Here is a 21,129-nt window from a genome sequence, read left to right as displayed (position 1 = left end):
GGCCCGCGCCGGCCCGCCGCCGCGGCGGTGCCGGCCGTCCCGCCGCGTGCCCCACGCGGTGTCAGGGACCAGACCAGCCCGACGAGTTCGTGGTCCGGTCGCGGCCGGGTGACCAGCGAGACCGCCACGCTGACCGCGATGTCCACCACGAACGCGGCACTGGCCGCGACGAAGCTGGGCCCCTGGCCGGACAGGTGCAGCACCTGGTGCCGGTTCAGCTGGTCCACCGTGAAGGCCGCGGCGGTGCCGGCGATCAGGCCGAGGCCGCCGGCCGCCGGGGTGGTGCGCTTCCAGAACATGCCCAGGATGAAGGTGGCGAAGAGCGGCGCGTTGAAGAAGGAGAACAGGGTCTGGAGGTAGTCCATGATGTTGTTGTAGCCACTGGCGATGAACGCCGTCCCGATCGCGATCGCGCAGCCCAGGGCGGTGACGGTGCGCCCCACCCGCAGGTAGTAGGCGTCCGGCCGGTCCTTGACCACGTAGGCCTGCCACAGGTCGTAGGTGAAGACCGTGTTGAACGAGCTGACGTTGGCGGCCATCCCGGCCATGAAGGCGGCCAGCAGGCCGGTGATCGCCACCCCGAGCATGCCGCTCGGCAGCAGGTCGCGGATCAGCAGTTCGATCGCGTTGTTGTAGGTCACCCCGTTGCCCAGGGTGCCGCCGCTCGCCTTGTAGGCCGCCAGCTCGGGGGAGAGCACCGCGGCCAGCATCCCCGGGACCACGATCACCAGGGCGATCAGCGCCTTCGGGTAGGCGCCGATCAGCGGGGTGCGGCGGGCCGCGGACATGCTGCGGGCGGCCAGCGCGCGCTGCACCTCGGCGAAGTTGGTGGTCCAGTAACCGAAGGAGAGCACGAACCCGAGCCCGAAGACGATGCCGATCACCGAGAGCGCCGCGTGCCCGATCCCGGTGAGGTTGCTGCCCGGCCAGGAGTGCAGCTGGGCCGCCGCGTCGACGTTCGTCGCCCGGATCCGCGTGGTGAGCCCGTGCCAGCCGCCGATCTTGTGCAGCCCGACCAGGGTGAGCGGCACCAGCATCGCCACGATGACGAAGAACTGCATCACCTCGTTGTAGACCGCCGCGGAGAGCCCGCCGAGCGTGGTGTAGGCGAGCACGATCACCGCGGCGGCGATGATCGACACCCAGAGCGGCCAGCCGAGCAGCAGGTTGACCACGGTGGCCAGCGCGTACAGGTTGACCCCGGCGATCAGCACCTGGGCGAGGGCGAAGCTGAGCCCGTTGACCAGGTGCGCGAACGGGCCGAACCGGCGCAGCAGGAACTCGGGCACGCTGCGCACCTTGGAGCCGTAGTAGAACGGCATCATCACCAGGCCGAGGAAGACCATGGCCGGGATCGCGCCGATCCAGTAGTAGTGCACGGTGGGCAGGCCGAACTGGGCGCCGTTGGCGGTCATGCCGAAGATCTCCACCGCGCCGAGGTTGGCGGAGATGAAGGCCAGGCCGGTCACCCAGGCGGGCAGCGAGCGGCCGGAGAGGAAGAAGTCGAGGCTGGAGGAGACCGAGCGGCGGGCCAGCGCGCCGATCCCGAGCACCATGGCGAAGTAGAGGCAGAGCAGCAGGTAGTCGATGGGCCGGGCGTCCAGCCGCAGCGTGGCGGCGGCCAGCTCGTGCAGCGGTGCCGGCGCTGGTGCCGGTGCGGCACCGACGCCGGGCGCGGGCGCGACCGCGACGGCCGGTCCGTGCAGGGCCAGGACGGCCGGTGCGTGCAGGGCCGGGACGGCCGGGAACGGTGCTGCCAGGTCGATCACGGGACCTCACCCCCTCGGGAGCCCGTTCTAGCAGCGCTGCGGGGCTGCGGCCGCCGCTTGTCACCCGGGAGTGGGCGTGTCCCCCTCGTCCGGCACGGCGGCCGGGCCGCCCGCCGCCGGGGCCAGGAAGACCTCCGGCACCTCGTTCGCCGCCAGCACCTGCCAGAGCAGCTGCGCCAGCCGGGCCCGCTCGGCGGGGGCCAGGTCGGCGCCCAGCGCCGCGACCCGGCGGCTGGTGTCGAGGTAGAAGGCCGCGGCGACCTCGCTGCCCGGCGCGGTGAGCGCGACCCGGACGGCGCGCGCGTCGCGGGCGTCCGTGCTCCGCGCGACCAGGCCCAGCCGGGCGGTGCGGTCGACCAGCCCGGTGAGGCTGGAGCGGGCCAGGTGCAGCACCTCGCCCAGCTCGCCCATGCCGTGGGGATGCGCCATCAGGACGCAGAGCAGCTGCCCCTGCTGGGGGGTGATCCCGTGGTCACGGGCGGCCGCGGTGTAGACCGAGTCCACCAGGAACGAGGTGCGCACCAGTGCCGGCACCACCCCCGGCCGCCCGTCCTCGGCCTTTCCCATTTGTTCAGACTACGCCCGTTTGTTCACAGCCCGCCCGGTCGCTGCTTTGTGGTGCGAATTGTCCGGCCTGCCCGTCCGGCACAGTGGTGCTTTCCCGGGCCCTGCCCGGCGGTGAGCCGCCGCGGACCCATCTTGTCTATACAACTCCCCTCGGATCCTGGCCATTTCGGCCAGGACCCGTTGGCCCGGTGTTCGCCCCGCGGACAGCCGGGGCCGCAACGATGACGCGGCACCACCCATGGTCGCCCCGGACTGAGAAGGGTCACTGGAGATGAGACGAGTTTGGCGAGCGCTGTTGGCGGTCGTCGCCCTGCTGGGCGGACTGCTCGCCGTGCAGCCCGCGAGCGCCGCGACCAGCAGCGGAAACCTGATCGTGAACGGTGACGCGGAGGCGGGGTACTGCACCAAGGACTGGACCGCCGCCACCACCATGCCGGGCTGGAGCGTACTCTCCGGCAGCCCGAACGTGATGTGCTACGCGGTCGGCAGCATCGGCCACCCGGCGAGCCCCGCGCCCGGCAACGCCTTCTTCGCGCCCGGCAGCCAGGGTGACGGCGCGATGGTGCAGACCGTGAACGTCTCCTCCGCGGCTAGCGCGATCGACGCCGGCGGCGTCTCGTACGACCTGTCCGGCTGGCTCGGTGGCTGGACCACCTACGCCGGCCACGTGCAGGTCTCGCTGCAGTTCCAGAACGCGTCCGGCGGCCAGCTCGGTTCCACCGCGAACCTGCCCACGGTCACCGCCGCGGACCGCTCCAACACCACCGAGCTGCTGGCCCGCGACCTGAAGGGCGCCGTCCCGGCCGGGACCCGCTCGATCCAGGTCGAGGTGCAGTTCCAGAGCAGCGCCAGCGAGGCCGGTTACCTGGACAACCTCTCGCTGACCCTGGACACCCCGGTGACCGCGCCGACCCTGGCGCCCCCGGTCTCCGCGGTGCCGGGCTACGACCACGTCTTCATGGTCATGATGGAGAACACCGACTACAACCAGGTGATGGGCGACCCGGGCGACACCCCGTTCATCCACAGCCTGATGTCGCAGGGCGCCTCGCTGAACGACTACCACGGCGTCTACCACCCGAGCGACGAGAACTACCTGGCGGTCGCGGGCGGCGACACCTACACCACCGGCGCCACCTACTTCCCCAACATCAACGACCCCAAGCAGAACCTGGGTGACACGCTGGAGGCCGCCGGCAAGAGCTGGAAGGCCTACGAGCAGGGCATGGGCACCCCCTGCAACACCAGCAACAACAACGACTCGTACTACGAGCCGGACGACGCGCCCTTCTTCAACTACACCGACGTCAGCGGCAACGCGAGCCGCTGCGCCGGGCACCTGGTGGACACCAACCAGCTGGCCACCGACCTGCAGTCCACCGCCACCACGCCGAACTTCTCCTGGCTGGCCGCCGACGACTACAACGACGGCGAGGCCTCCGGCAACGGCAACGCCACCAGCCTGAAGACCCAGGACGCCTGGCTGAAGCAGACGCTGACCCCGATCATGCAGTCCCCGGCCTGGACCACCCAGAAGTCGCTGCTGATCGTCACCTGGGACGAGGACGAGAGCGAGCCGGGCAACCACGTGGCCGCGATCGTCGACGGCTCGCAGGGCACCGTCCCGGCCGGCACCACCAGCACCACCCGCTACGACCACTACAGCACCGCGCGCACCATCGAGGCGGCGCTCGGCCTGCCCGGCATCACCGCCAACGACACCTACGCGACCCCGCTGAACGACGCCTTCCAGCCGAGCTCCGCCCCCGCCCCGGCGCCGACCAGCACCCTGACCACCGCTACGCCGAGCGTGCCGGACGGCTCCAGCGTCACCTTCCAGTACTCGACGCCGGCCGGCACCACCAGCTCCACCAACTGGATCGGCATCTACCCGACCGGCGTCACCCCCGGCTCGCAGTCCTCGATCACCTGGCAGTACGCGCCGAACGCCAGTGGCAGCCTGACCTTTGACACCGGCAAGCTGAACGGTGCCGGCGCCTACAGCGTCTGGTACCTCTACAACGACGGCTACACCGCGCTCGCGGGTCCGCTCAACCTCACCGTGAGCTGAACCGCGCGCCGTTCGGGCGCGCCGTCGACGGCCGGCTCCACCCCTGCTGTGCGGGGTGGGGCCGGCCGTTCGCGTTTCCGCATTCCCCGGGGCTCGATCGGGTGCGGCCGGTGCGGTCTCCGTAATCTGGCCGAAATACTGCGCAACCCCGGCTGGAATGAGGTGCCGCGGCATTCCCCGGGCTGTGACCTCCATCGCATCCGACCGTCCACCAGTGCGGTACGTGTGCTGACTGTTCATCAAGTGCAGGTTCTGCGCGCTAGTGTGAAGCAGGCGGTCGCGCCATCCGCGATCGTCTCCTCCAATCGGCCGAGCCGCCGCCGGGCACCCCCATCCCGACGGCAGCGGCGCGGAAACCGCCCACCGCGGATTTCCGGGTGCGACCCAATCCCCACGAGGGCCTGCGCATTCGATCGCGAGGACTTCCTGCACGATGCAACGCGTCGACCCGCGGAGCGTCAGCAACCCTGGGGAGATATTTTGATACTTCAACAATTCGCGCCTGTTCAACTCGACGACATATCCGGGCTGCTCGCGCTCTACCGCGAGGTCTACGGCACCAGCTACGCCCTGCCGATCGGCACCGACCCCGAGGTGATGGCCCGGGAGATCGCCTCCCCGCAGACCACCTGGCTGGCCGCCCGCGAGGCGGACACCGGGCGGATCGTCGCCACCATCATCGGCACCACGGACCCGGTGGAGCGGCTCGGCAAGCTCCAGGGCCTGGTGGTGCACCCCGACGCCCGCGGCACCGGCCTGGCCCACCAGGCGGTCCGGCAGCTCGCCGACCGGCTGCTGGCCGGGGAGTCGGGCGCCGACTCGGTCTACGCCACCGCGCGCACCAACTCCACCGCGCCGCAGCGCGTCTGCCTGGCCGCCGGCTTCCGGGCCCTGGGCATCTTCCCGAACCTGCGCAAGGCCGAGCGGCACGAGACCATGGTGCTGCTCGCCAAGCACCGCCCCGAGGTGCTGGACCGCCGGCTGCCGGTGGAGCGGGTGCCGGCCGGTCTGGCCGACCTGGTGCAGGCCCTGCACCAGGCCGTCGGCCGCCCCGAGCAGCTGCTGCCCGACCTCGACCACGAGCCGCTGCCGAAGCGCCAGCACGGCGCCGGCACCGCCGATCTGGAGCTGATCGACGCACCCAGCTTCGTGCGCCGCCGCACCACCGAGGCGCTGCCCGACCCGGAACAGCGCTTCTACCCCTTCCACACCCCGAACACCATGCTGACCTCGGCCGACGGCCGCCACGAGGTCTACGCCCAGCTGAACCGCTCGGACGGCTACTGCGCCCTGATCGGCGCCGCCCCCGGCAGCGGGGCGGGCCTGGCCGGACTGGCCGAGGTCTTCGACGCCGTGATCGGCAAGCTCGCCGAGGCCGGCGCCTCGCACCTGGAGGCGCTGGTGCCGCTGGACCGCCACGAGGACCTGCGCCTGCTGCTCGCCCACGGCTTCCTGCCCGCCGCCGCCTACCCGGCGATGCGCCGGCAGGGCGACGGCTGGCGCGACTACGTGGTGCTGGCCCGCAGCCTGCAGCCGCTGGACTTCCGCGGCCTGTCCATCGACGCGGCCTTCCAGCCCTTCACCGAGCAGTACATCGAACTGTGGAAGCAGCAGTACCTCAACACGCACGGGGTGTTCCAGTGAGCAACTACCTTGACCCGGTCCAGGTCCCGGACCCCGAGGCGCTGCCGCACGTCCAGCGGCTCTGCGACCTCGCCGACCCCTACGCGGTCTCCGCCGAGCACGACCGGCTGTTCGCCGCCGCGATGAACGAGTCGAACGCCTGGCACGCCGAGCGCTCGCCGTTCTTCGCCAAGCTCCTCGCGGCCGGCGAGGCCGCCAAGGAGCCGCTGGCCGACGTCGCCGACCTGGCCCGACTGCCCTTCGTGCACGCCAACTTCTTCAAGGCGCACGAGGTGGTCTCGATCCCGGAGCGGGACGTCAAGCTGCACGTCACCTCCTCCGGCACCACCGGCCAGAAGTCGCAGATGTTCTTCGACGCCTGGACGCTGCGCAACGGCCAGCGGATGGTCGCCCGGGTCTTCGACCACTACGGCTGGCTCGGCGAGGAGGAGCCGGTCAACTACCTGCTCTCCAACTACCAGCCGCGGCCCGGCCTGAACCTCGGCACCTCGTTCACCGACGAGTACCTCTGCCACTTCGCGCCGGTCCGCTCGGTGGAGTACGCGCTCAAGCACACCGGCAGCGGGCACGAGTTCGACCCCTTCGGCTGCGTCCGGGCCCTGCTGCGCTACGCCGAGGAGGGCGCCCCGGTGCGGATCCTCGGCTTCCCCGCCTTCCTCTCCTTCACCCTGGACCGGATGCGCGAACTCGGCCTGCCGCCGGTGACGTTGAACCCCAGGTCGCTGGTGGTCTTCGGCGGCGGCTGGAAGGGCCACGCCGACAAGCAGGTGGCCAAGCCGGAGCTGTACCGGCGGATCCACGAGCAGCTGGGCATCCCGGACGAGCGGATCCGCGACGGCTACGGCGCGGTCGAGCACTCGGTGCTCTACATGGAGTGCAAGCACCACCGGCTGCACGTGCCCACCTGGTCGCGGATGCTGGTCCGCGACGTGCGCACGCTCGCGCCGCTCGGGTACGGCGAGCGCGGCTACGCCCAGTTCGTCTCGCCCTACATCACCTCGGTGCCGGCCCAGTCGGTGCTGATGGGTGACCTGGTCTCGCAGCATGCCCCCGAGGAGTGCGGCTGCGGCCTGCCCACGCCCTGGTTCGCCGTGCACGGGCGGGCCGGGCTCAGCCGCAACAAGAGCTGCGCCATCGCCGCCGCCGAACTGCTCAAGGGGAAGTCCTGATGACCGATCGGATCCACTACTGGCAGGGCGAGTTCATCGACGACGCCGAGGCCGAGCAGCGCCTGGCCCGGCTCGACGAGACGGTGCAGCGCGTCCTCGCCCAGCCGCGGCTCAGCCCGCTGACCGTGCTGGGCGCCTGCGACCGGCTGGCCGCCGCGCTGGGCGACCCCGAGAGCCGGCAGGTCAAGGTCCTCACCGAGGAGCTGGTGCACGACGGCATCCCCGCCGCCGAGATCGAGCGGACCCTGCACGACCTCGCCGAGGCGCTGGGCCGCGAGGCGCTGGAGACCAAGCTGATCCGCGAGCTGGGCGGCATCGACCCGGCCCGCCTGGCCCGCTTCGACTTCCGCCGGGAGATCTTCGAGGGCTGGCTGCCGGTCGGCCTGCTGGTGCACATCGCCCCCGGCAACGCGCCCGCCGCCGGCGCCCTCAGCGTGTTGGAGGGGCTGCTGGCCGGCAACGTGAACGCGGCCAAGACCAGCGGCTCCGGACGCTTCACCCAGCTGCTGCTGAACGAGCTGGCCGACCTCGACCCCACCGGGGCGATCGCCGCCCGCACCATCGCGCTGGCCTTCTCCTCGGCCCGCACCGAGTGGCTGGCCCAGCTGCTCGCGCCCGCCGACGCGGTCGCCGCCTGGGGCGGCGAGGAGGCGCTGGCCGGGGTGACCGCGCTGCTGCCGGCCGGCGCCCGGCTGGTCGACTGGGGCCCCAAGCTCTCCTTCGCCTACCTGACCGACCACGCCTGGGACGACGCCGCCGCGCTGCGCGGCATCGCCGCCGACATCTGCCGGCTCGACCAGCAGGCCTGCGCCAGCCCGCAGTTGGTCTACCTGGACACCGAGGACCCGGAGCAGGTCTTCGCCTTCGCCGAGCGGTTCGCCACCGTGCTGGCCGAGGCCACCGCCGAACTCGGGCCGCGCGAGCGGGACCTGCTGGAGAGCGCCGAGATCAGCAACACCGTGGTGGTGGCGGGGCTGGAGGAGCACCTGGGGCTGACCCGGGTGCACGCCGCCCCCGACGGCAGCTGGCACGTGCTGGCCGACCTGCGCAGCGCGCTGCGGGCCTCCCCGCTGCACCGCACGGTCTGGGTCAAGCCGCTGCCGCGCACCCGGATCCTCGAGGTGCTGCGCCCGATGCGCCGCTACCTGCAGACGGTGGGGATCGGCGCCGACCGCGCCGACACCGCCGCGCTGGCCGACCTGGTGCTCGCCGCCGGCGCCCAGCGGGTCACCGTGCCGGGGCAGATGCTCGGCTCCTACGACGGCGAGCCGCACGACGGGGTCTACGCGCTGCAGCGCTACAGCCGCCGGGTGGACGCCCAGCTGGACGTCCGGTTCTCCGCCGACGCCTGCCTGGACGACCTGATCGGCGTGCGCGAACTGGCCCCGCCGCCGGTCGCGGTGACCCCCAAGTCCGAGTTCGAGCAGTTGCAGGGCGACCTGAGCCGGGCCGAGGTCTTCTTCCGCAGCGGCGGCAGCTCCGGCGCGCCCAAACTGTCCGCCTTCGCCTGGGACGACTACCACGAGCACATGCGCTCGGGCGCCGAGGGCCTGCTCGCGGCCGGCTTCGACGTGCGCTGCGACCGGGCGATGAACCTGTTCTTCGGCGGGCTGCTCTACGGCGGGTACAACAGCTTCTTCTCGGTGCTGGAGACGCTGCAGGCGGTGCAGTTCCCGATGGCCGCGCAGGACGACCACGCGCTGGTCGCCCGGGCGATCGTCGAGCACCGGGTGGACACCCTGTTCGGGATGCCCAACTACCTGCTGCGGGTCTTCACCGAGGGCGCCGAGGAGCTGCGCGCCTACCGCGGGGTGCGCAAGGTCTTCTTCGGCGGCGAGCACTTCCCGGCGGCCCAGCAGCAGTGGCTGCGCGAGGAGTTCGGGGTGGAGCTGATCCGCTCGGCCGCCTACGGCAGCGTGGACGCCGGGCCGCTGGGCTACCAGTGCGCCAATGCCCCGGCCCGGGTGCACCACCTGTTCAGCGGGCTGCAGACGCTGGAGATCCTCGACCTGGACGAGGACCGCCCGGCCCCCGAGGGCGCGGCCGGTCGGCTGGTCTTCACCGGCCACACCCGGCGCGGCCAGCGGCTGGAGCGCTACGAGATCGGCGACCTGGGCCGCTGGGTGCCCGGGGAGTGCCCGTGCGGCCGGCGCACCCCGCGGTTCGAGCTGCTGGGGCGGTTCGGCGACATCTTCCGCAGCGGCAGTCACTTCCTCAACTACCGGAGGTTCACCCAGGTCGCGGAGGAGGACCTGGGCCACCGGGGTGCGCTGCAGATCGTGCTGGCCGAGGACGAGCGGGCGCAGGAGACCCTGACGGTCCGTCTGGAGCAGGTCGACGAAGCCGAGTTGACCGAGTCGGCGGCGGTCCGGGCGTTCCTGGACGGGTACCTCGAGCTGGCCGCGGCGGTCGAGCGGGACAGACTGGTGGAGCTGCGGGTCGAGGCGCTGCCGGCCGAGTCCTTCGAGCGCACCGCGAGCAGTGGCAAGCTGCGCGAGGTGCTGGACCTGCGCGAGCGCAACCGCTGATCCGCGCGACGCGAACGGGGGTGCCGGCCGCAGCCGGCACCCCCGTTCGCGTGTCGCTCCGGCGGCTCGTCAGCCGAGGCGCTCGTCGAGCAGCCGGATCGCCTTGCCGGTGCGCGGGTTGATGCTCAGCCCGTCCGGGCCGACCCACTCCACGGCCAGCGGGTGGATCAGCCCGCGCGCCACGTGGTCGGCGAACATCGGGCGGGAGCGCTCCAGCCGATCGGCCAGGGTCCGTGCCAGCTCCGGTCGGCCGGCGGCGGCGGGCGCGTTGTCGGCCAGCCGCAGCACCAGCTGGTCCAGGCCGTCGTGGTGGCGCAGCACCACCTGTACGCCCTCGACGCGTCCGGCCTCGTCCGCGTCGGTCACCAGGGTGCGCAGGTCCTCCAGGTAGACGGTGACCGGGCCGACCCGGGCGCCCTCCTCGGAGCGGCCGAGCAGCCGGAAGCGGCGGCGCGGGAAGTCCACCCACTCGGCCAGGTCGCCCACCGGGTAGCGGATCATCGGCATCAGCCGGCGCACCAGGTCGGTGGCCACCACCCGCCCGGGCCGCCCTGGCTCCTCGATCGGCTCGCCGGTCTCCGGGTCGAGCAGCTCGACCACCTTGTCACCGGTGAAGACCTCGTGCACCCGGGCGTCCGGCTCGCCGGCCACCGGGCCGGCCAGGATGCCCGCGTCCACGCTGGCGTAGCCGATCGAGCGGACCGCGCAGTTGGGGAACGCCCTGGCCATCAGCGCCAGTTGGTCCGGGTAGAAGGCCTCGCCGCTGAAGAGTGCGAGCCGGATCCCGGGCAGCTCGCCGACCGTGTCCAGCACCTCGCGGGCCAGCCGGCAGAGCGAGGTCGGCGGGGCGGCGAGCACGGTGGCCGCGAAGTCGCGCAGCGTGCCGACCACGTAGTCCAGCGGTGCGGCGCCGCCGATCGGCAGCTGCACGGTGGGGACGGGCGCGTGCTGCAGCAGGTTGAGGGTGAAGACGAAGCTGGAGTACAGCTCGCCGGCGTAGAACAGGTTGGCCACCCGGTCGCCCTCGCGCAGCCCGGCGGCCGGCAGGCCGTCGCCGAACCGGCGGGCCATCGCCTGCCATTCGGCGCGGGTGTAGAAGGAGACCCGGGGGGCGCCGGTGGTGCCGCCGGTCTTGAAGACGATGCCGTCGGTGTGCGGGCCGGTGAGGACGGTGCTGTCGGTGATCCCGTGGCCGCTCCAGAAGACGGCGTGGTCGATCAGCGGCAGGGCGGTGAGCTCGGCGGTGTCGCTCGGGAGGTCCGCGTAGTGCTCCCGGTAGAAGGGGGAGCGGTCGCGGACGAAGCGGACGAGATCGGCGAGTTGAGGGTCAGTCATGGAGTCTGCCTTAGAAGATCATCGTGAGTGATGATCATATCTTCACTTCATGCTGCCCTGAAGAGATGACGACAAGTCAGCCGTGAGATGTCAGCCACGCGGCGACTCCCCGGGCCTGCATCGGGAACGCCTAGGCCCGGGCGCGGGCGGCCAGCAGTGCGGTGTCGTCCTGCGCCGGGTTCTCCGCGCTCGGCACGGCGGACAGCTGGTGCAGCACGGTGTCCAGCAGGTCCTCCAGGTCCGCGGCGGCCGGCAGCGGCAGCTCGGCGAGCCGGGCCAACGAGGTGTCGATGTCCTCGTGCCGGCGCTCCACCAGGCCGTCGGTGTACATCAGCAGCACCTGGCCCGGCAGCTGGGGGCGGGAGAGCGGCTCGTAGTCGGCCAGGCCGCTGCCCAGCGGCGGCCCGGTGGGCAGCTGGACCAGCTCGGTCGGCAGCCCCGGGGTGATCAGTGCCGGCGGCAGGTGACCGGCGCTGGCGAAGGTCCAGCGGCGCCGGTTGGGGTCGGCCAGGGCCAGCAGGCAGGTGGCCGGGCGGGCGCTGTCGTTCTCCGAGATCAGTGCGTCCAGCTGGCGCAGGATCCGGTGCGGCGGCAGGTCCATGCTGGCGGTGTAGCGCAGCATCGACCGGTAGGTGCTCATGTCCACCGCCGCCTCGACGCCGTGGCCCATCACGTCGCCGATCACCAGCAGGGTGCGCCCGAACGGCAGCCGGACCGCCTCGTACCAGTCGCCGCCGACCACCGAGCTGCTGCCCGAGGGCAGGTAGCGGGTGGCCAGCTCGAGGTTGGGGTGCGGGGTGGCCGGCTCGGCCAGCAGGGCCCGTTGCAGGTCCAGGGCCACGCCCTGTGAGCGGGAGTAGCGCAGCGCGTTGTCGATGCTGATCGCGGCGTGCCCGCACAGGTCCTCGATCAGCACCAGGCCCTCCGCGCCGAAGCCCGGCGCGGTGCCGCTCGGGCGGGCCAGCGAGAGCAGGCCGACGGTGCGGCCGCGGGCGGTCAGCGGGACGGCCAGCAGCCGGTCGATCCCGGCCGCCGTGGCCTGCGGGCTGTGCGGGGCGCCGGCCGTGGGGCGGCCGGCCAGCAGGCTCAGCGTGGCGGGCGCGTCCTGCGGGTAGCGGACCGTCTCGCCCGGCTGGGCCAGGCCGACCAGTCGCGGCAGCAGCGCCGGGCTCGCCGCCAGCGCCGCCCGGTGCAGCCGCAGCCGGCCGGCCACCGCGCCGCCCTGGCCGCCGGGCAGCAGGTCGACGGCGGCGAACTCGGCGATCCCGGTGTCCACCGCGAACTGGGCCAGCTCGGCGCAGGTGGTGTCCGCGTCCAGGGTGGTGCCGATCCGGTCGGCGGCGGTCTTCAGCAGGGTGAGCCGGGAGCGGACCTGCTCGTCGGCATCGGCGCTGACCAGCACCCCGGCCACCGCCCCGGCCGTGGTCAGCCGGCGGCAGCGCAGGGTCAGGCCCGGGCGCAGCCCGAGCTCGGCGGTGCGCGAGCCGGCCAGCGCCTGGCGCAGTGCGGGCTCCAGGGCGGCCAGCGCGGTGTCGGCGACCGGGTGGTGCAGCAGCTCGGTGGCCGGGCAGCCGGTAAGGGCCAGGAAGGCCAGGTTGGCCTCGATCCAGCGCAGCTCGGGGGTGAGCACGGCCAGGCCCACCGGCGCGCTGTCCAGTGCCGCGTGCAGCAGGGCGGCTCTGGCCGGCTCGGCGGTGCCGCTGCCCGCCGCGCCGGCATCCTGGTCCGAGGTCTCGGCCTGCACCGTCTTCTCCTGCCTTCGCGCCCCGCGGGCGAACCCGCGACCCTGCCCATGATCGCGCCGACCGTGCTCGCACCGCTACCACCGAACGCGACCGGATCCGGCGGAGCGGACCCGGCGCACGGGAGTGCGGTCCAGTGTGCCTGGCCTGCCAGGGTGGCACACAATCGCGGCCGCCGAGCGCCGCCCCGCTGACCGGTCGTCAGGCGGGCGACGGTTCGGCGACGGCCGATCAGGCGGCCGCGCGGGCCAGGTGACTGAGGGTGCATCAGTGGTCTGGATGGGGTCCGCGGGGCGGCGGTCGCGGATTGTAGAGCGTCGGACCCGCGAGCGTGATCGGCGAGGTCTTGATCAAGCCAGTGCGTGGCGGGCCGTTACCGCGGAGTAAGCGGAATATCGCATTCCGATAGATCATCGTCCGTTTCCGGACGGACGGCTCTGACCTGTGCGTTCGTCGAATCGGCGGCGGGCCGGCGGGCGGCTTCCGGCTTTGGCGCGTTCACTTCGTACAGCGGTTCCCGGGAAGCCGACCTTGCTAACGTCTGGCTCGGCCGGTCGAGCCCGGTCCCGCTTCCCATCCCGCCCCTGCTCTGCTGCGCCGCCGGCCGTGCCGGCGCGCTCCTTGGCATGCGCATGACGTTCTACGTTTCACCGTTCTGACTCCCGGGAGCCCACATGACCACCGAACCGGCCGTCGCCCCGGCCACCGCCAGCAGCCCGACCAGCCAGTTCAGCCTGAGCACCGCGGCCGCCCGCACCCTGACCACCACCACCAAGTCCGCCCCGCAGATGCGCGGCATCAGCTCCCGCTGGCTGATCCGGCAGCTGCCCTGGGTCCAGGTCTCCGGTGGCACCTACCGGGTCAACCGCCGGCTGTCGCTGGCCGTCGGCCGCGGCCGGGTGGCCTTCGTCCAGGCCGGGGCCGACGACGTACGGATCATCCCCGAGACGCTGCGCGAGCTGCCGGTGCTGCGCGACTTCGCCGACGACGCGCTGCTGGCCGAGCTGGCCGGCCGGTTCCGGGTGCGCGACTTCCGCAACGGCGAGGTGATAGCCGAGCGCGGCCGGCCGGTCGAGGAGGTGTACGTCATCGCGCACGGCAAGATCGAGCGGATCGCCCCCGGCAAGTACGGCGACGAGGAGAAGACCGTCGGCGTGCTGGCCGACGGCGACCACCTGGGCGACGAGGCGCTGCTGGACCTGGAGGCGCACGGCGAGCCGCGGTGGCGCGCCACCCTCAAGGCCGCCACTGCCGGCACCATGCTGACGCTGCGCTGGGACGCCTTCCTGGAGCTGGTCGAGCGCTCGGCCGAACTACGCGAGCACATCGACAAGTTCATCGCCACCAGCGAGCGCCGGGTGAACTCCAAGGGCGAGGTCGAGATCGCCATCGCCGCCGGTCACGAGGGCGAGGCCGAGATCCCCGGCTCCTTCGTGGACTACGACCTGGCCCCGCGCGAGTACGAACTCTCGCTCACCCAGACCATCCTGCGGATGCACACCCGGGTCGCCGACCTCTACAACGACCCGATGAACCAGCTGGAGGAGCAGCTGCGGCTGACCGTCGAGGAGATCCGCGAGCGCCAGGAGTGGGAGCTGCTCAACAACCGCTCCTTCGGCCTGCTGCACAACGCTGACTACGACCAGCGGATCCAGACCCACTCCGGCCCGCCCACCCCGGACGACCTGGACGACCTGCTCGCCATGCGCCGCGGCACCGACCTCTTCCTGGCCCACCCCAAGGCCATCGCCGCCTTCTTCCGCGAGTGCACCAGGCGCGGCATCTACCCCGATCAGGCCGAGGTCAACGGCCACCGGGTGCCGGCCTGGCGCGGGGTGCCGATCTTCCCGTCCGGCAAGATCCCGATCACCGACGGGCACACCTCCTCGATCCTGGCGATGCGCACCGGCGAGGACAACCAGGGCGTGATCGGCCTGCACCAGACCGGGATCCCCGACGAGTTCGACCCCAGCCTGAACGTGCGCTTCATGGGCATCGACGACAAGGCGGTCATGCGCTACCTGGTCACCGCCTACTACTCGGTGGCGATCCTGGTCCAGGACGCGGTCGGCATCCTGGAGAACGTCGACATCGCCGCCGCGCGGTCGTGACGATGGTCGAGCCCAGCGCCCTCCCGACCACGGCCCGGCGCCTGCCGAGCGGGCCGACCGGCCTCGGCACCTCGGCGGCCCGCGCGGCCGCCCTGCTGCGCCGCCCGTCCGCTCCGGCCGCCCCGAGCCCGGCCGGACTGCGACCGACCGGTGCGGCCGGTGCGACCGCGGCCGGGGTACGGCCGAGCGCGGCGCCCACCGCCGCCCGCGGCGGGTTGCCCGAGCTGTACTGCCCGCCACACCTGCGCGACGACCCGGCCCTGGGCCACGAGGTCAACGAGCGGCTGGTCCACTGGGCCGAGCAGGTCGGCATCTACGCCGGCCAGCTGGAGAAGTTCCGCCGCGCCGACTACGGCCGCCTGGTCATGCTCACCCACCCCGACACCGACGACCCCGACCGGCTGCTGGCCGCCGCCCGCTGCATGGCCGCCGAGTTCGCGGTCGACGACTACTTCTGCGACGAGGCCGCCGCCGGCGACCACCCCGAGCGGCTGGGCCCGCAGCTGATGCTCGCCCAGTTCGCCGTCGACCCGGGACGGCTGCCCGGCGAGCACGGCGCCGCCCAGCGGCGGGCGTTCGCCGCCCAGCCGGTCTGGCACGCGCTGGGCGACTCGGTCGAGCAGCTCGGCGCCTACGCCAGCGGCGCCCAGCTCGGCCGGCTGCGCCAGGAGATCGCGGGCCTCTTCCTCGGCATGGACGCCGAGGCCGGCTGGCGGATCGGCGGCCGGCTCCCGGCGGTCTGGGAGTACCTGGCGAACCGTCAGATGAACAGCTTCCTGCCCTGCATGACCCTGGTCGACGTGCTGGGCGGCTACGAGCTGCCCGCCACCGTCTACGGCAGCCCCGAGGTGCGCCGCGCCACCCTGCAGGCCGCGCTCGCCTCGGTGCTGCTCAACGACATCTACTCGATGCGCAAGGAAGGCGGCGCGGCGGGCCTGGAGTACAACCTGCCCACCGTGATCGCCGCGGAGGACGGCTGTTCCCCCGCCGAGGCGCTGCGCCGCGCCGCCGCGATCCACAACGAACTCGTGCACTCCTTCGAGGCCTCCGCCACCGCGCTGAGCGCCAACGGCGATCCGCTGCTCACCCGCTACCTGGCCGCCCTGTGGGCCTGGCTCGGCGGGAACCGAGAGTGGCACGCCGCCAGCCCCCGTTACCACCAGCAGTGAGGACCAAAGCCATGACCATGCTCGACTCCACCGCCACCGACGCCGCCGGCCAGGTGCTCGTCACCCGGTACCAGAAGTCCGTCTCCGAGTACTGGAACAACGAGAAGGCCCCGGTCAACATCCGCCTCGGCGAGGTCAGCGGCACCTTCCACCACCACTACGGCATCGGTGAGGTCGACTGGACCGTGCTGGAGGGCGACGAGGCGGGCCGCCAGGAGCGGATCATCCGCGAACTGCACCGCCTGGAGGGCGCCCAGGCCGAGTTCCTGCTCGACCAGCTCGGCCCGCTCGGCGCCGGCGACCGGATCCTGGACGCCGGCTCCGGCCGCGGCGGCACCAGCTTCCTGGCCAACCTCCGGTTCGGCTGCCAGGTGGACGGCGTCTCGATCTCCCAGGAGCAGGTGAAGTTCGCCAACGCCCAGGCCGCCGAGCGCGGCGTGGCCGACCAGGTGGGCTTCCACTTCCGCAACATGCTGCACAACGAGTTCCCGGCCGACACCTTCCAGGCCATCTGGAACAACGAGAGCACCATGTACGTCGACCTGCACAAGCTCTTCGCCGAGCACGCCCGGGTGCTGCGCCCCGGCGGCCGCTACGTCACCATCACCGGCTGCTTCAACGACCTGCACGGCCACCAGCCGTCGCGGGCGGTCAGCCAGATCGACGCCCACTACATCTGCGACATCCACCCGCGCAGCGAGTACTTCGCCGCGATGGCCGCCAACGGCCTGATCCCGATCAGTGTGGTCGACCTGACCGAGGCCACCATCCCGTACTGGGAGCTGCGCGCCAAGTCCGAGGTGGCCAGCGGCATCGAGGACGCCTTCCTGACCGCCTACAAGGAGGGCAGCTTCCACTACCTGATGATCGCCGCCGACAAGGCCTGACACCGGAGTTCCCCCGCCGCCGCGGCGGCGGGGGAACGGCGCTGCGGCCTGCGTCAGTCCACCAGGTGGCGCAGCACCGCCGCCAGCGAGGCGCGCAGGCCCGCACGGACCTCCTCGGTCGGGTCGAGGATCTCGAAGCCGTGCCGGGCACCGGGCACCTCGACCACCTCCACGGCGGCGCCGAGGTCCGTGGCGGCGGCCAGGAACTCCTCCTGCGAGGCGGCCATCTCCGGCTGGTCGAGAGCCGCCCGGGTCAGGACGACCGGCAGCCGCCCGGCGCCGGCCAGCGCCGTGACCGGGCGGAACCGGGGGTCGACACCGACCGCCGCCCAGCTGGGCAGCGGCGCGAGGGCCGGGTAGGTCGCCGCCACGCAGCGCAGCCAGGACGGGGGAGCGGCGAGCCAGTCGGCCGCCAGCAGCCCGCCGCCGGAGAAGAACCAGAGCGCGATCCGGTCCGGGTCGACCCGGGGGTCGGCGCGCACCAGCTCGACCACGGCGGCGACGTCCGCGGCCGCCACGGGGTAGTCGGCCAGGCTGTGAAACCGCTGGTCGGAGACCACCCCGACGACGCCCTGCCCGGCCAGGTACCGGGCGTAGCCGCGGTACAGCGGCCAGTCCCGCGGCGTCGGCTGCTGGTCCCGCGGCAGCGGGCCGCCGTGCACCAGGACCACCGCCGGACGCCGCCGGCCCGGGGCGGCGGGCTCGGCGGGCAGGTGCAGGTCGACCCGGCCGGTCCGCTCGCGCGGCTGCTCCGGCAGGTCGGGGAGGATGAAGGGCAGCGCCGTCCAGTCCTCCACCGCCGGCGCGGTCAGCCGGTGGCCCTCGCCCGCCGCCGCGCCCAGCAGCGCCTCGGCCAGCTCGGCGGGCGCCGAGAGCATCGGCCAGTGGCCGGTGGCCAGCTCGAAGAAGCCCACCCGCGGGTCGGCCAGCGGCTTGAACAGCGGGTGGCCGGAGGACACCAGGCCCTGCAGCATCTCGATGGTCATCCCGCCGCCCGTGCACAGCACCCCGCTGGTGGGCAGCCCGGCCACCGCCCCGGTCAGCTTCAGCGGCTGGGTGAGGGTGCCGGTCGGCTGCGGGACGGCGCGCTCGGCGAGCCGGTCGAGCGCCGCGTCGGTCAGTCCGGCGGTGCTGCCCCAGCGGGCCCACTCCCCGGCCGTCGGCGCCGGCAGCGCGGCCCCGGCGAGCAGCCGTTCGCGCACCGTGGGGTCGGGGAGCGTCACCAGCGCCGGATCGCCGTCCTGCGCCAGGGCGGCGTCCAGGTAGACGATCCGCTCGACCCGCTCGGGGCGGCGGTCGGCCGCGCCGAGCACCGGGTGGATGCCGTAGTCGTGGCCGACCAGCACCAGCTTCGCCGCCGGTGCCCGGTCGATCAGCCGGACCAGGTCCTCGATGTGGGTCTCCAGGTCGGCCCCGGTGTCGGCCGCCCGCTGCTCCTCGCCCAGCCCGGTCAGGGTGGCCGGGTGCACCTCGGCCCCGGCCGCCCGCAGTCGCTCGGTCACCTCCTGCCAGACCCAACCACCGGTGAAGATGCCCGGCACCAGCACGAACGCCGTCATGACCGCCTCCTGTCGTCGCTTCGGATGACCGGGACGGTAGGAGCTCCCCCAGGGGGAGGTTCAAGCCGGGTCCGTCGGGTTCCGTGCGGCGAGCAGCGGCTCAGATCTCGGGCGGCCGCCGGCGCAGCGAGCGCGGCGAGGGGAGCAGCGCCGGGACGCGCTCGCGGTAGGCGGTGTACTGCGCGCCGAACTCGCCCGCCATCAGGCCGTCCTCCACCCGGACCCGGTTGACCAGCCAGGGGGTGACCAGCACGGCGTAGAGCACCCACACCCCGAACGCGTCGGCCAGCATGCCGCCGTAGACCAGCCCGAGCAGCCCGGTGTAGATCGGGTGCCGGACGATCGCGTAGGGGCCGTCGGTCACCAGCTCGTGGTGCTCCTGGACCAGCGGCACGCTCGCCCACATCCGCCCCAGCACCCAGCGGGCCCAGAGCAGCAGCGCGGTCGCCGCCACCGCGAGCACCGCGCCGAGCACCCCGAGCACCGGCTGCCAGTACTCCAGGTGGTGCCAGATGCTGCCGCCGCGCCCGGCCACCACCCGCACCACGACCACCACCAGGATCACCGCCAGCCGGGTGGCCAGCCAGCCCCCGGGCAGCCCGCCGCGGCGGCCGGCGGCGGCCCGGTGCGGCGCACCGAAGTGCACGGCCGCGAGCAGCCAGGCGATCACGAACACCGCCACGCAGATCCAGGCCACCGTGCCGGTGGCCGTCCGCAGTGCGTCCATGCCTCCAGCCTCCCAGCAGCAGCGCGAGTCGGAAAGCCGCAGCGCGCCGGGACCGTCTCTGACAAGATCGGCGGGCGCACGGATCCGAGTACCAGCTACCTCACGAGTAAATCGAGTACCAGCTACTTCACGAGTACCAGCTACCTCACGAGTACCAGCTACCTCAGGAGTCGACTCCATGACCTCCAGCACGACCCGCCCCGCCGAGGCCTCCGGCACCTTCGCACTGGGCGGCGACCTGCCCGTGCACCGGCTCGGCTTCGGGGCCATGCGGATCACCGGCCCCGGCGTCTGGGGGGACCCCCAGGACCCCGAGGAGGCGGTGCGGGTGCTGCGCCGGGCCGTCGAACTCGGCATCACCTTCATCGACACCGCGGACTCCTACGGCCCCTTCGTCAGCGAGCGGCTGATCCGCAAGGCGCTGCACCCGTACCCTGCCGACCTGGTGATCGCCACCAAGGGCGGGCTGACCCGTTCCGGCCCGGACGACTGGCGCCCGGTCGGCCGGCCCGAGTACCTGCGCCAGCAGACCGAGCTCAGCCTGCGCCACCTCGGCGTCGAGCGGATCGACCTCTACCAGCTGCACCGGATCGACCCGGCCGTCCCGCTGGCCGACCAGCTCGGCGAGCTGGTGCTGCTCCAGCAGGAGGGCAAGATCCGCCACCTCGGCCTCTCCGAGGTGAGCGTCGAGGAGCTGACCGAGGCGCGCACCATCGCCGAGATCACCTCGGTGCAGAACCTGTACAACCTGGCCAACCGCCGCTCCGAGGCGGTGCTCGACCACTGCACGGCCGAGGGGATCGCGTTCATCCCCTGGTACCCGATCGCCACCGGCGAGCTGGCCAAGCCCGGCGGGCCGCTCGACCTGCTGGCCAAGGAGCACGGCGCCACCCCGGCCCAGCTGGCCCTGGCCTGGCTGCTGCGCCGCTCCCCGGTGATGCTGCCGATCCCGGGCACCTCGCGGGTGGCGCACCTGGAGGAGAACACCGCGGGCGCGCTGATCACGCTGAGCGACGAGGAGTTCGCGGCGCTGTCGGCGGCCTGCTGAGCCGAACGGGAGCCGGGCCCGCCGGGATCTGCGGGCCCGCTTCCGTGGGCTCTGGAGACCGGAGCCCACAAGGGAGAAACTGAGAGAAGGACCCATCGGTCGCGACCCGGCACCGAGGAGGCGCGTCATGACAGCCGCATCCGACTCGCGTGATCACCCGGGCTCCGGCATGCCGCTGGTCCGGCAGCTGCGGCGGGCGTTCGGGCGGGAGGAGAACCCGCTCTGCCGCTCGGTGGACCGGGCCCGCAGCCGACTGCTGGTCTCGCTGGTCGCCGGGCTGGCCGCGGCGCTCGCGGTCGGGGTGCTGGTCGCGATGCTGCTGCTGACCGGGATGCGGGCGCACGCCCGGCAGATCGACCGGCACCGGCACGAGGTGACCGCGACCACGCTGTCCGCCGCCACCGACACGCCGCAACGCTCGCTCTGGTCCGCCCAGGCGAGCGCGGACTGGGTCTATCCGGCGGCCCACCCGCGCAGCGGGACGATCGGGGTGCCGAGCGGGACCGTGCAGGGCAGCCGGGTGCCGCTCTGGGTGGACGACTCCGGGACCCCGGCCGCCCCCGCGCAACCGGACAGCGAACTGGCCACGGCCGCCTCGCTGTACGGCATCGGGGCGCTGAGCGCGGCGGGCACCGCCTGCTGGATCGGCTACTGCCTGCGGCGCCGGGCGCTGGACAAGCGGGCCGAGCGGTCCTGGGAGCCGGACTGGGAGCGGGTCGAGCCGCTCTGGTCCGGTCGCGGGCACGGCAAGCAGACCGGCGGCGTCTGACCGGCCCTGCGGCGTCTGACCGGCCCGGCGGGGC

General features: G+C 73.0%; 15 protein-coding genes. 9 read left to right on the top strand and 6 right to left on the bottom strand.

Annotated features, from left to right (window positions below):
- Positions 1-1,625: sodium:solute symporter family protein (locus ACQRUO_RS23850; RefSeq protein ID WP_428318078.1), on the bottom strand; the 1,625-nt coding region annotated here is incomplete at its 3' end.
- Positions 1,626-1,829: 204 nt separating this feature from the next.
- The gene (locus tag ACQRUO_RS23845; RefSeq protein ID WP_428318077.1) at positions 1,830-2,336 is read right to left on the bottom strand and encodes a MarR family winged helix-turn-helix transcriptional regulator; all 507 of its coding nucleotides are present in this window, start codon (positions 2,334-2,336) and stop codon (positions 1,830-1,832) included.
- 271 nt (positions 2,337-2,607) lie between these two features.
- Between ACQRUO_RS23845 and ACQRUO_RS23840 the strand changes: the two genes are divergently transcribed.
- From ACQRUO_RS23840 to ACQRUO_RS23825, 4 genes are all read left to right on the top strand, one after another.
- Positions 2,608-4,407 carry an alkaline phosphatase family protein gene (locus tag ACQRUO_RS23840; RefSeq protein WP_428318076.1) on the top strand — a complete coding sequence of 600 codons (1,800 nt, stop codon included), beginning with the start codon at positions 2,608-2,610 and terminating at the stop codon, positions 4,405-4,407.
- Between the two features lie 480 nt (positions 4,408-4,887).
- On the top strand, positions 4,888-6,051 hold the full coding sequence (locus tag ACQRUO_RS23835) for a GNAT family N-acetyltransferase (RefSeq protein ID WP_428318075.1): 1,164 nt from the start codon (positions 4,888-4,890) through the stop codon (positions 6,049-6,051).
- Positions 6,048-7,220 (top strand): acyl-protein synthase, encoded by a 1,173-nt coding sequence (locus ACQRUO_RS23830; RefSeq protein WP_428318074.1) that lies wholly within the window; start codon positions 6,048-6,050, stop codon positions 7,218-7,220. Before ACQRUO_RS23835 ends, ACQRUO_RS23830 begins: the two co-directional genes overlap by 4 nt.
- Positions 7,220-9,748 (top strand): acyl-CoA reductase, encoded by a 2,529-nt coding sequence (locus ACQRUO_RS23825; protein WP_428318073.1) that lies wholly within the window; start codon positions 7,220-7,222, stop codon positions 9,746-9,748. The genes ACQRUO_RS23830 and ACQRUO_RS23825 overlap by 1 nt, the downstream gene beginning before the upstream one ends.
- A 69-nt stretch (positions 9,749-9,817) precedes the next feature.
- On the opposite strand, the gene ACQRUO_RS23820 is transcribed toward ACQRUO_RS23825, so the two are convergent.
- Complete coding sequence (locus tag ACQRUO_RS23820; protein WP_428318072.1) at positions 9,818-11,083, bottom strand: phenylacetate--CoA ligase family protein; 1,266 nt, start codon at positions 11,081-11,083, stop codon at positions 9,818-9,820.
- Positions 11,084-11,213: 130 nt separating this feature from the next.
- Positions 11,214-12,827: a SpoIIE family protein phosphatase gene (locus ACQRUO_RS23815; RefSeq protein WP_428318071.1), complete on the bottom strand. Its 1,614-nt coding sequence runs from the start codon at positions 12,825-12,827 to the stop codon at positions 11,214-11,216.
- Positions 12,828-13,499: 672 nt separating this feature from the next.
- On the opposite strand from ACQRUO_RS23815, the gene ACQRUO_RS23810 reads away from it, so the two are divergent.
- Genes ACQRUO_RS23810 through ACQRUO_RS23800 form a run of 3 tightly spaced genes read left to right on the top strand, consistent with a single transcriptional unit; the run spans position 13,500 to position 16,992 of the window.
- Positions 13,500-14,936: a family 2B encapsulin nanocompartment shell protein gene (locus ACQRUO_RS23810; RefSeq protein WP_428318070.1), complete on the top strand. Its 1,437-nt coding sequence runs from the start codon at positions 13,500-13,502 to the stop codon at positions 14,934-14,936.
- A gap of 2 nt (positions 14,937-14,938) precedes the next feature.
- Positions 14,939-16,105 (top strand): family 2 encapsulin nanocompartment cargo protein terpene cyclase, encoded by a 1,167-nt coding sequence (locus ACQRUO_RS23805; protein WP_428318069.1) that lies wholly within the window; start codon positions 14,939-14,941, stop codon positions 16,103-16,105.
- Between the two features lie 11 nt (positions 16,106-16,116).
- Positions 16,117-16,992: a geranyl diphosphate 2-C-methyltransferase gene (locus ACQRUO_RS23800; protein ID WP_428318068.1), complete on the top strand. Its 876-nt coding sequence runs from the start codon at positions 16,117-16,119 to the stop codon at positions 16,990-16,992.
- 53 nt (positions 16,993-17,045) lie between these two features.
- Here the strand turns inward: ACQRUO_RS23800 and ACQRUO_RS23795 are convergent, their stop codons facing one another.
- Together ACQRUO_RS23795 and ACQRUO_RS23790 are read right to left on the bottom strand one after the other, a co-directional pair.
- The gene (locus tag ACQRUO_RS23795) at positions 17,046-18,551 is read right to left on the bottom strand and encodes an alpha/beta fold hydrolase (protein WP_428318067.1); all 1,506 of its coding nucleotides are present in this window, start codon (positions 18,549-18,551) and stop codon (positions 17,046-17,048) included.
- 100 nt (positions 18,552-18,651) lie between these two features.
- A complete protein-coding gene (locus ACQRUO_RS23790) occupies positions 18,652-19,278 on the bottom strand; it encodes a methyltransferase family protein (protein ID WP_428318066.1) in 627 nt (208 codons plus the stop codon).
- 178 nt (positions 19,279-19,456) lie between these two features.
- Between ACQRUO_RS23790 and ACQRUO_RS23785 the strand changes: the two genes are divergently transcribed.
- Together ACQRUO_RS23785 and ACQRUO_RS23780 are read left to right on the top strand one after the other, a co-directional pair.
- Complete coding sequence (locus ACQRUO_RS23785) at positions 19,457-20,326, top strand: aldo/keto reductase (protein ID WP_428318065.1); 870 nt, start codon at positions 19,457-19,459, stop codon at positions 20,324-20,326.
- Positions 20,327-20,453: 127 nt separating this feature from the next.
- Positions 20,454-21,095: an Rv1733c family protein gene (locus tag ACQRUO_RS23780; RefSeq protein ID WP_428318064.1), complete on the top strand. Its 642-nt coding sequence runs from the start codon at positions 20,454-20,456 to the stop codon at positions 21,093-21,095.
- Positions 21,096-21,129 lie beyond the last annotated feature (34 nt).

The sequence above is a fragment of the Kitasatospora sp. LaBMicrA B282 genome (assembly GCF_050325825.1).
In the GTDB taxonomy this organism is placed as follows: domain Bacteria; phylum Actinomycetota; class Actinomycetes; order Streptomycetales; family Streptomycetaceae; genus Kitasatospora.
This window is presented reverse-complemented; position numbering and strand designations above follow the sequence as displayed.

What these genes read in the sequence shown, in the direction of transcription:
- ACQRUO_RS23845 (WP_428318077.1), bottom strand. Translation starts at nt 2,336, where the DNA reads ATGGGAAAGGCCGAGGACGGGCGGCCGGGGGTGGTGCCGGCACTGGTG.
- ACQRUO_RS23785 (WP_428318065.1), top strand. Translation starts at nt 19,457, where the DNA reads ATGACCTCCAGCACGACCCGCCCCGCCGAGGCCTCCGGCACCTTCGCA.
- ACQRUO_RS23790 (WP_428318066.1), bottom strand. Translation starts at nt 19,278, where the DNA reads ATGGACGCACTGCGGACGGCCACCGGCACGGTGGCCTGGATCTGCGTG.
- ACQRUO_RS23780 (WP_428318064.1), top strand. Translation starts at nt 20,454, where the DNA reads ATGACAGCCGCATCCGACTCGCGTGATCACCCGGGCTCCGGCATGCCG.
- ACQRUO_RS23825 (WP_428318073.1), top strand. Translation starts at nt 7,220, where the DNA reads ATGACCGATCGGATCCACTACTGGCAGGGCGAGTTCATCGACGACGCC.
- ACQRUO_RS23820 (WP_428318072.1), bottom strand. Translation starts at nt 11,083, where the DNA reads ATGACTGACCCTCAACTCGCCGATCTCGTCCGCTTCGTCCGCGACCGC.
- ACQRUO_RS23840 (WP_428318076.1), top strand. Translation starts at nt 2,608, where the DNA reads ATGAGACGAGTTTGGCGAGCGCTGTTGGCGGTCGTCGCCCTGCTGGGC.
- ACQRUO_RS23805 (WP_428318069.1), top strand. Translation starts at nt 14,939, where the DNA reads ATGGTCGAGCCCAGCGCCCTCCCGACCACGGCCCGGCGCCTGCCGAGC.
- ACQRUO_RS23810 (WP_428318070.1), top strand. Translation starts at nt 13,500, where the DNA reads ATGACCACCGAACCGGCCGTCGCCCCGGCCACCGCCAGCAGCCCGACC.
- ACQRUO_RS23795 (WP_428318067.1), bottom strand. Translation starts at nt 18,551, where the DNA reads ATGACGGCGTTCGTGCTGGTGCCGGGCATCTTCACCGGTGGTTGGGTC.
- ACQRUO_RS23800 (WP_428318068.1), top strand. Translation starts at nt 16,117, where the DNA reads ATGACCATGCTCGACTCCACCGCCACCGACGCCGCCGGCCAGGTGCTC.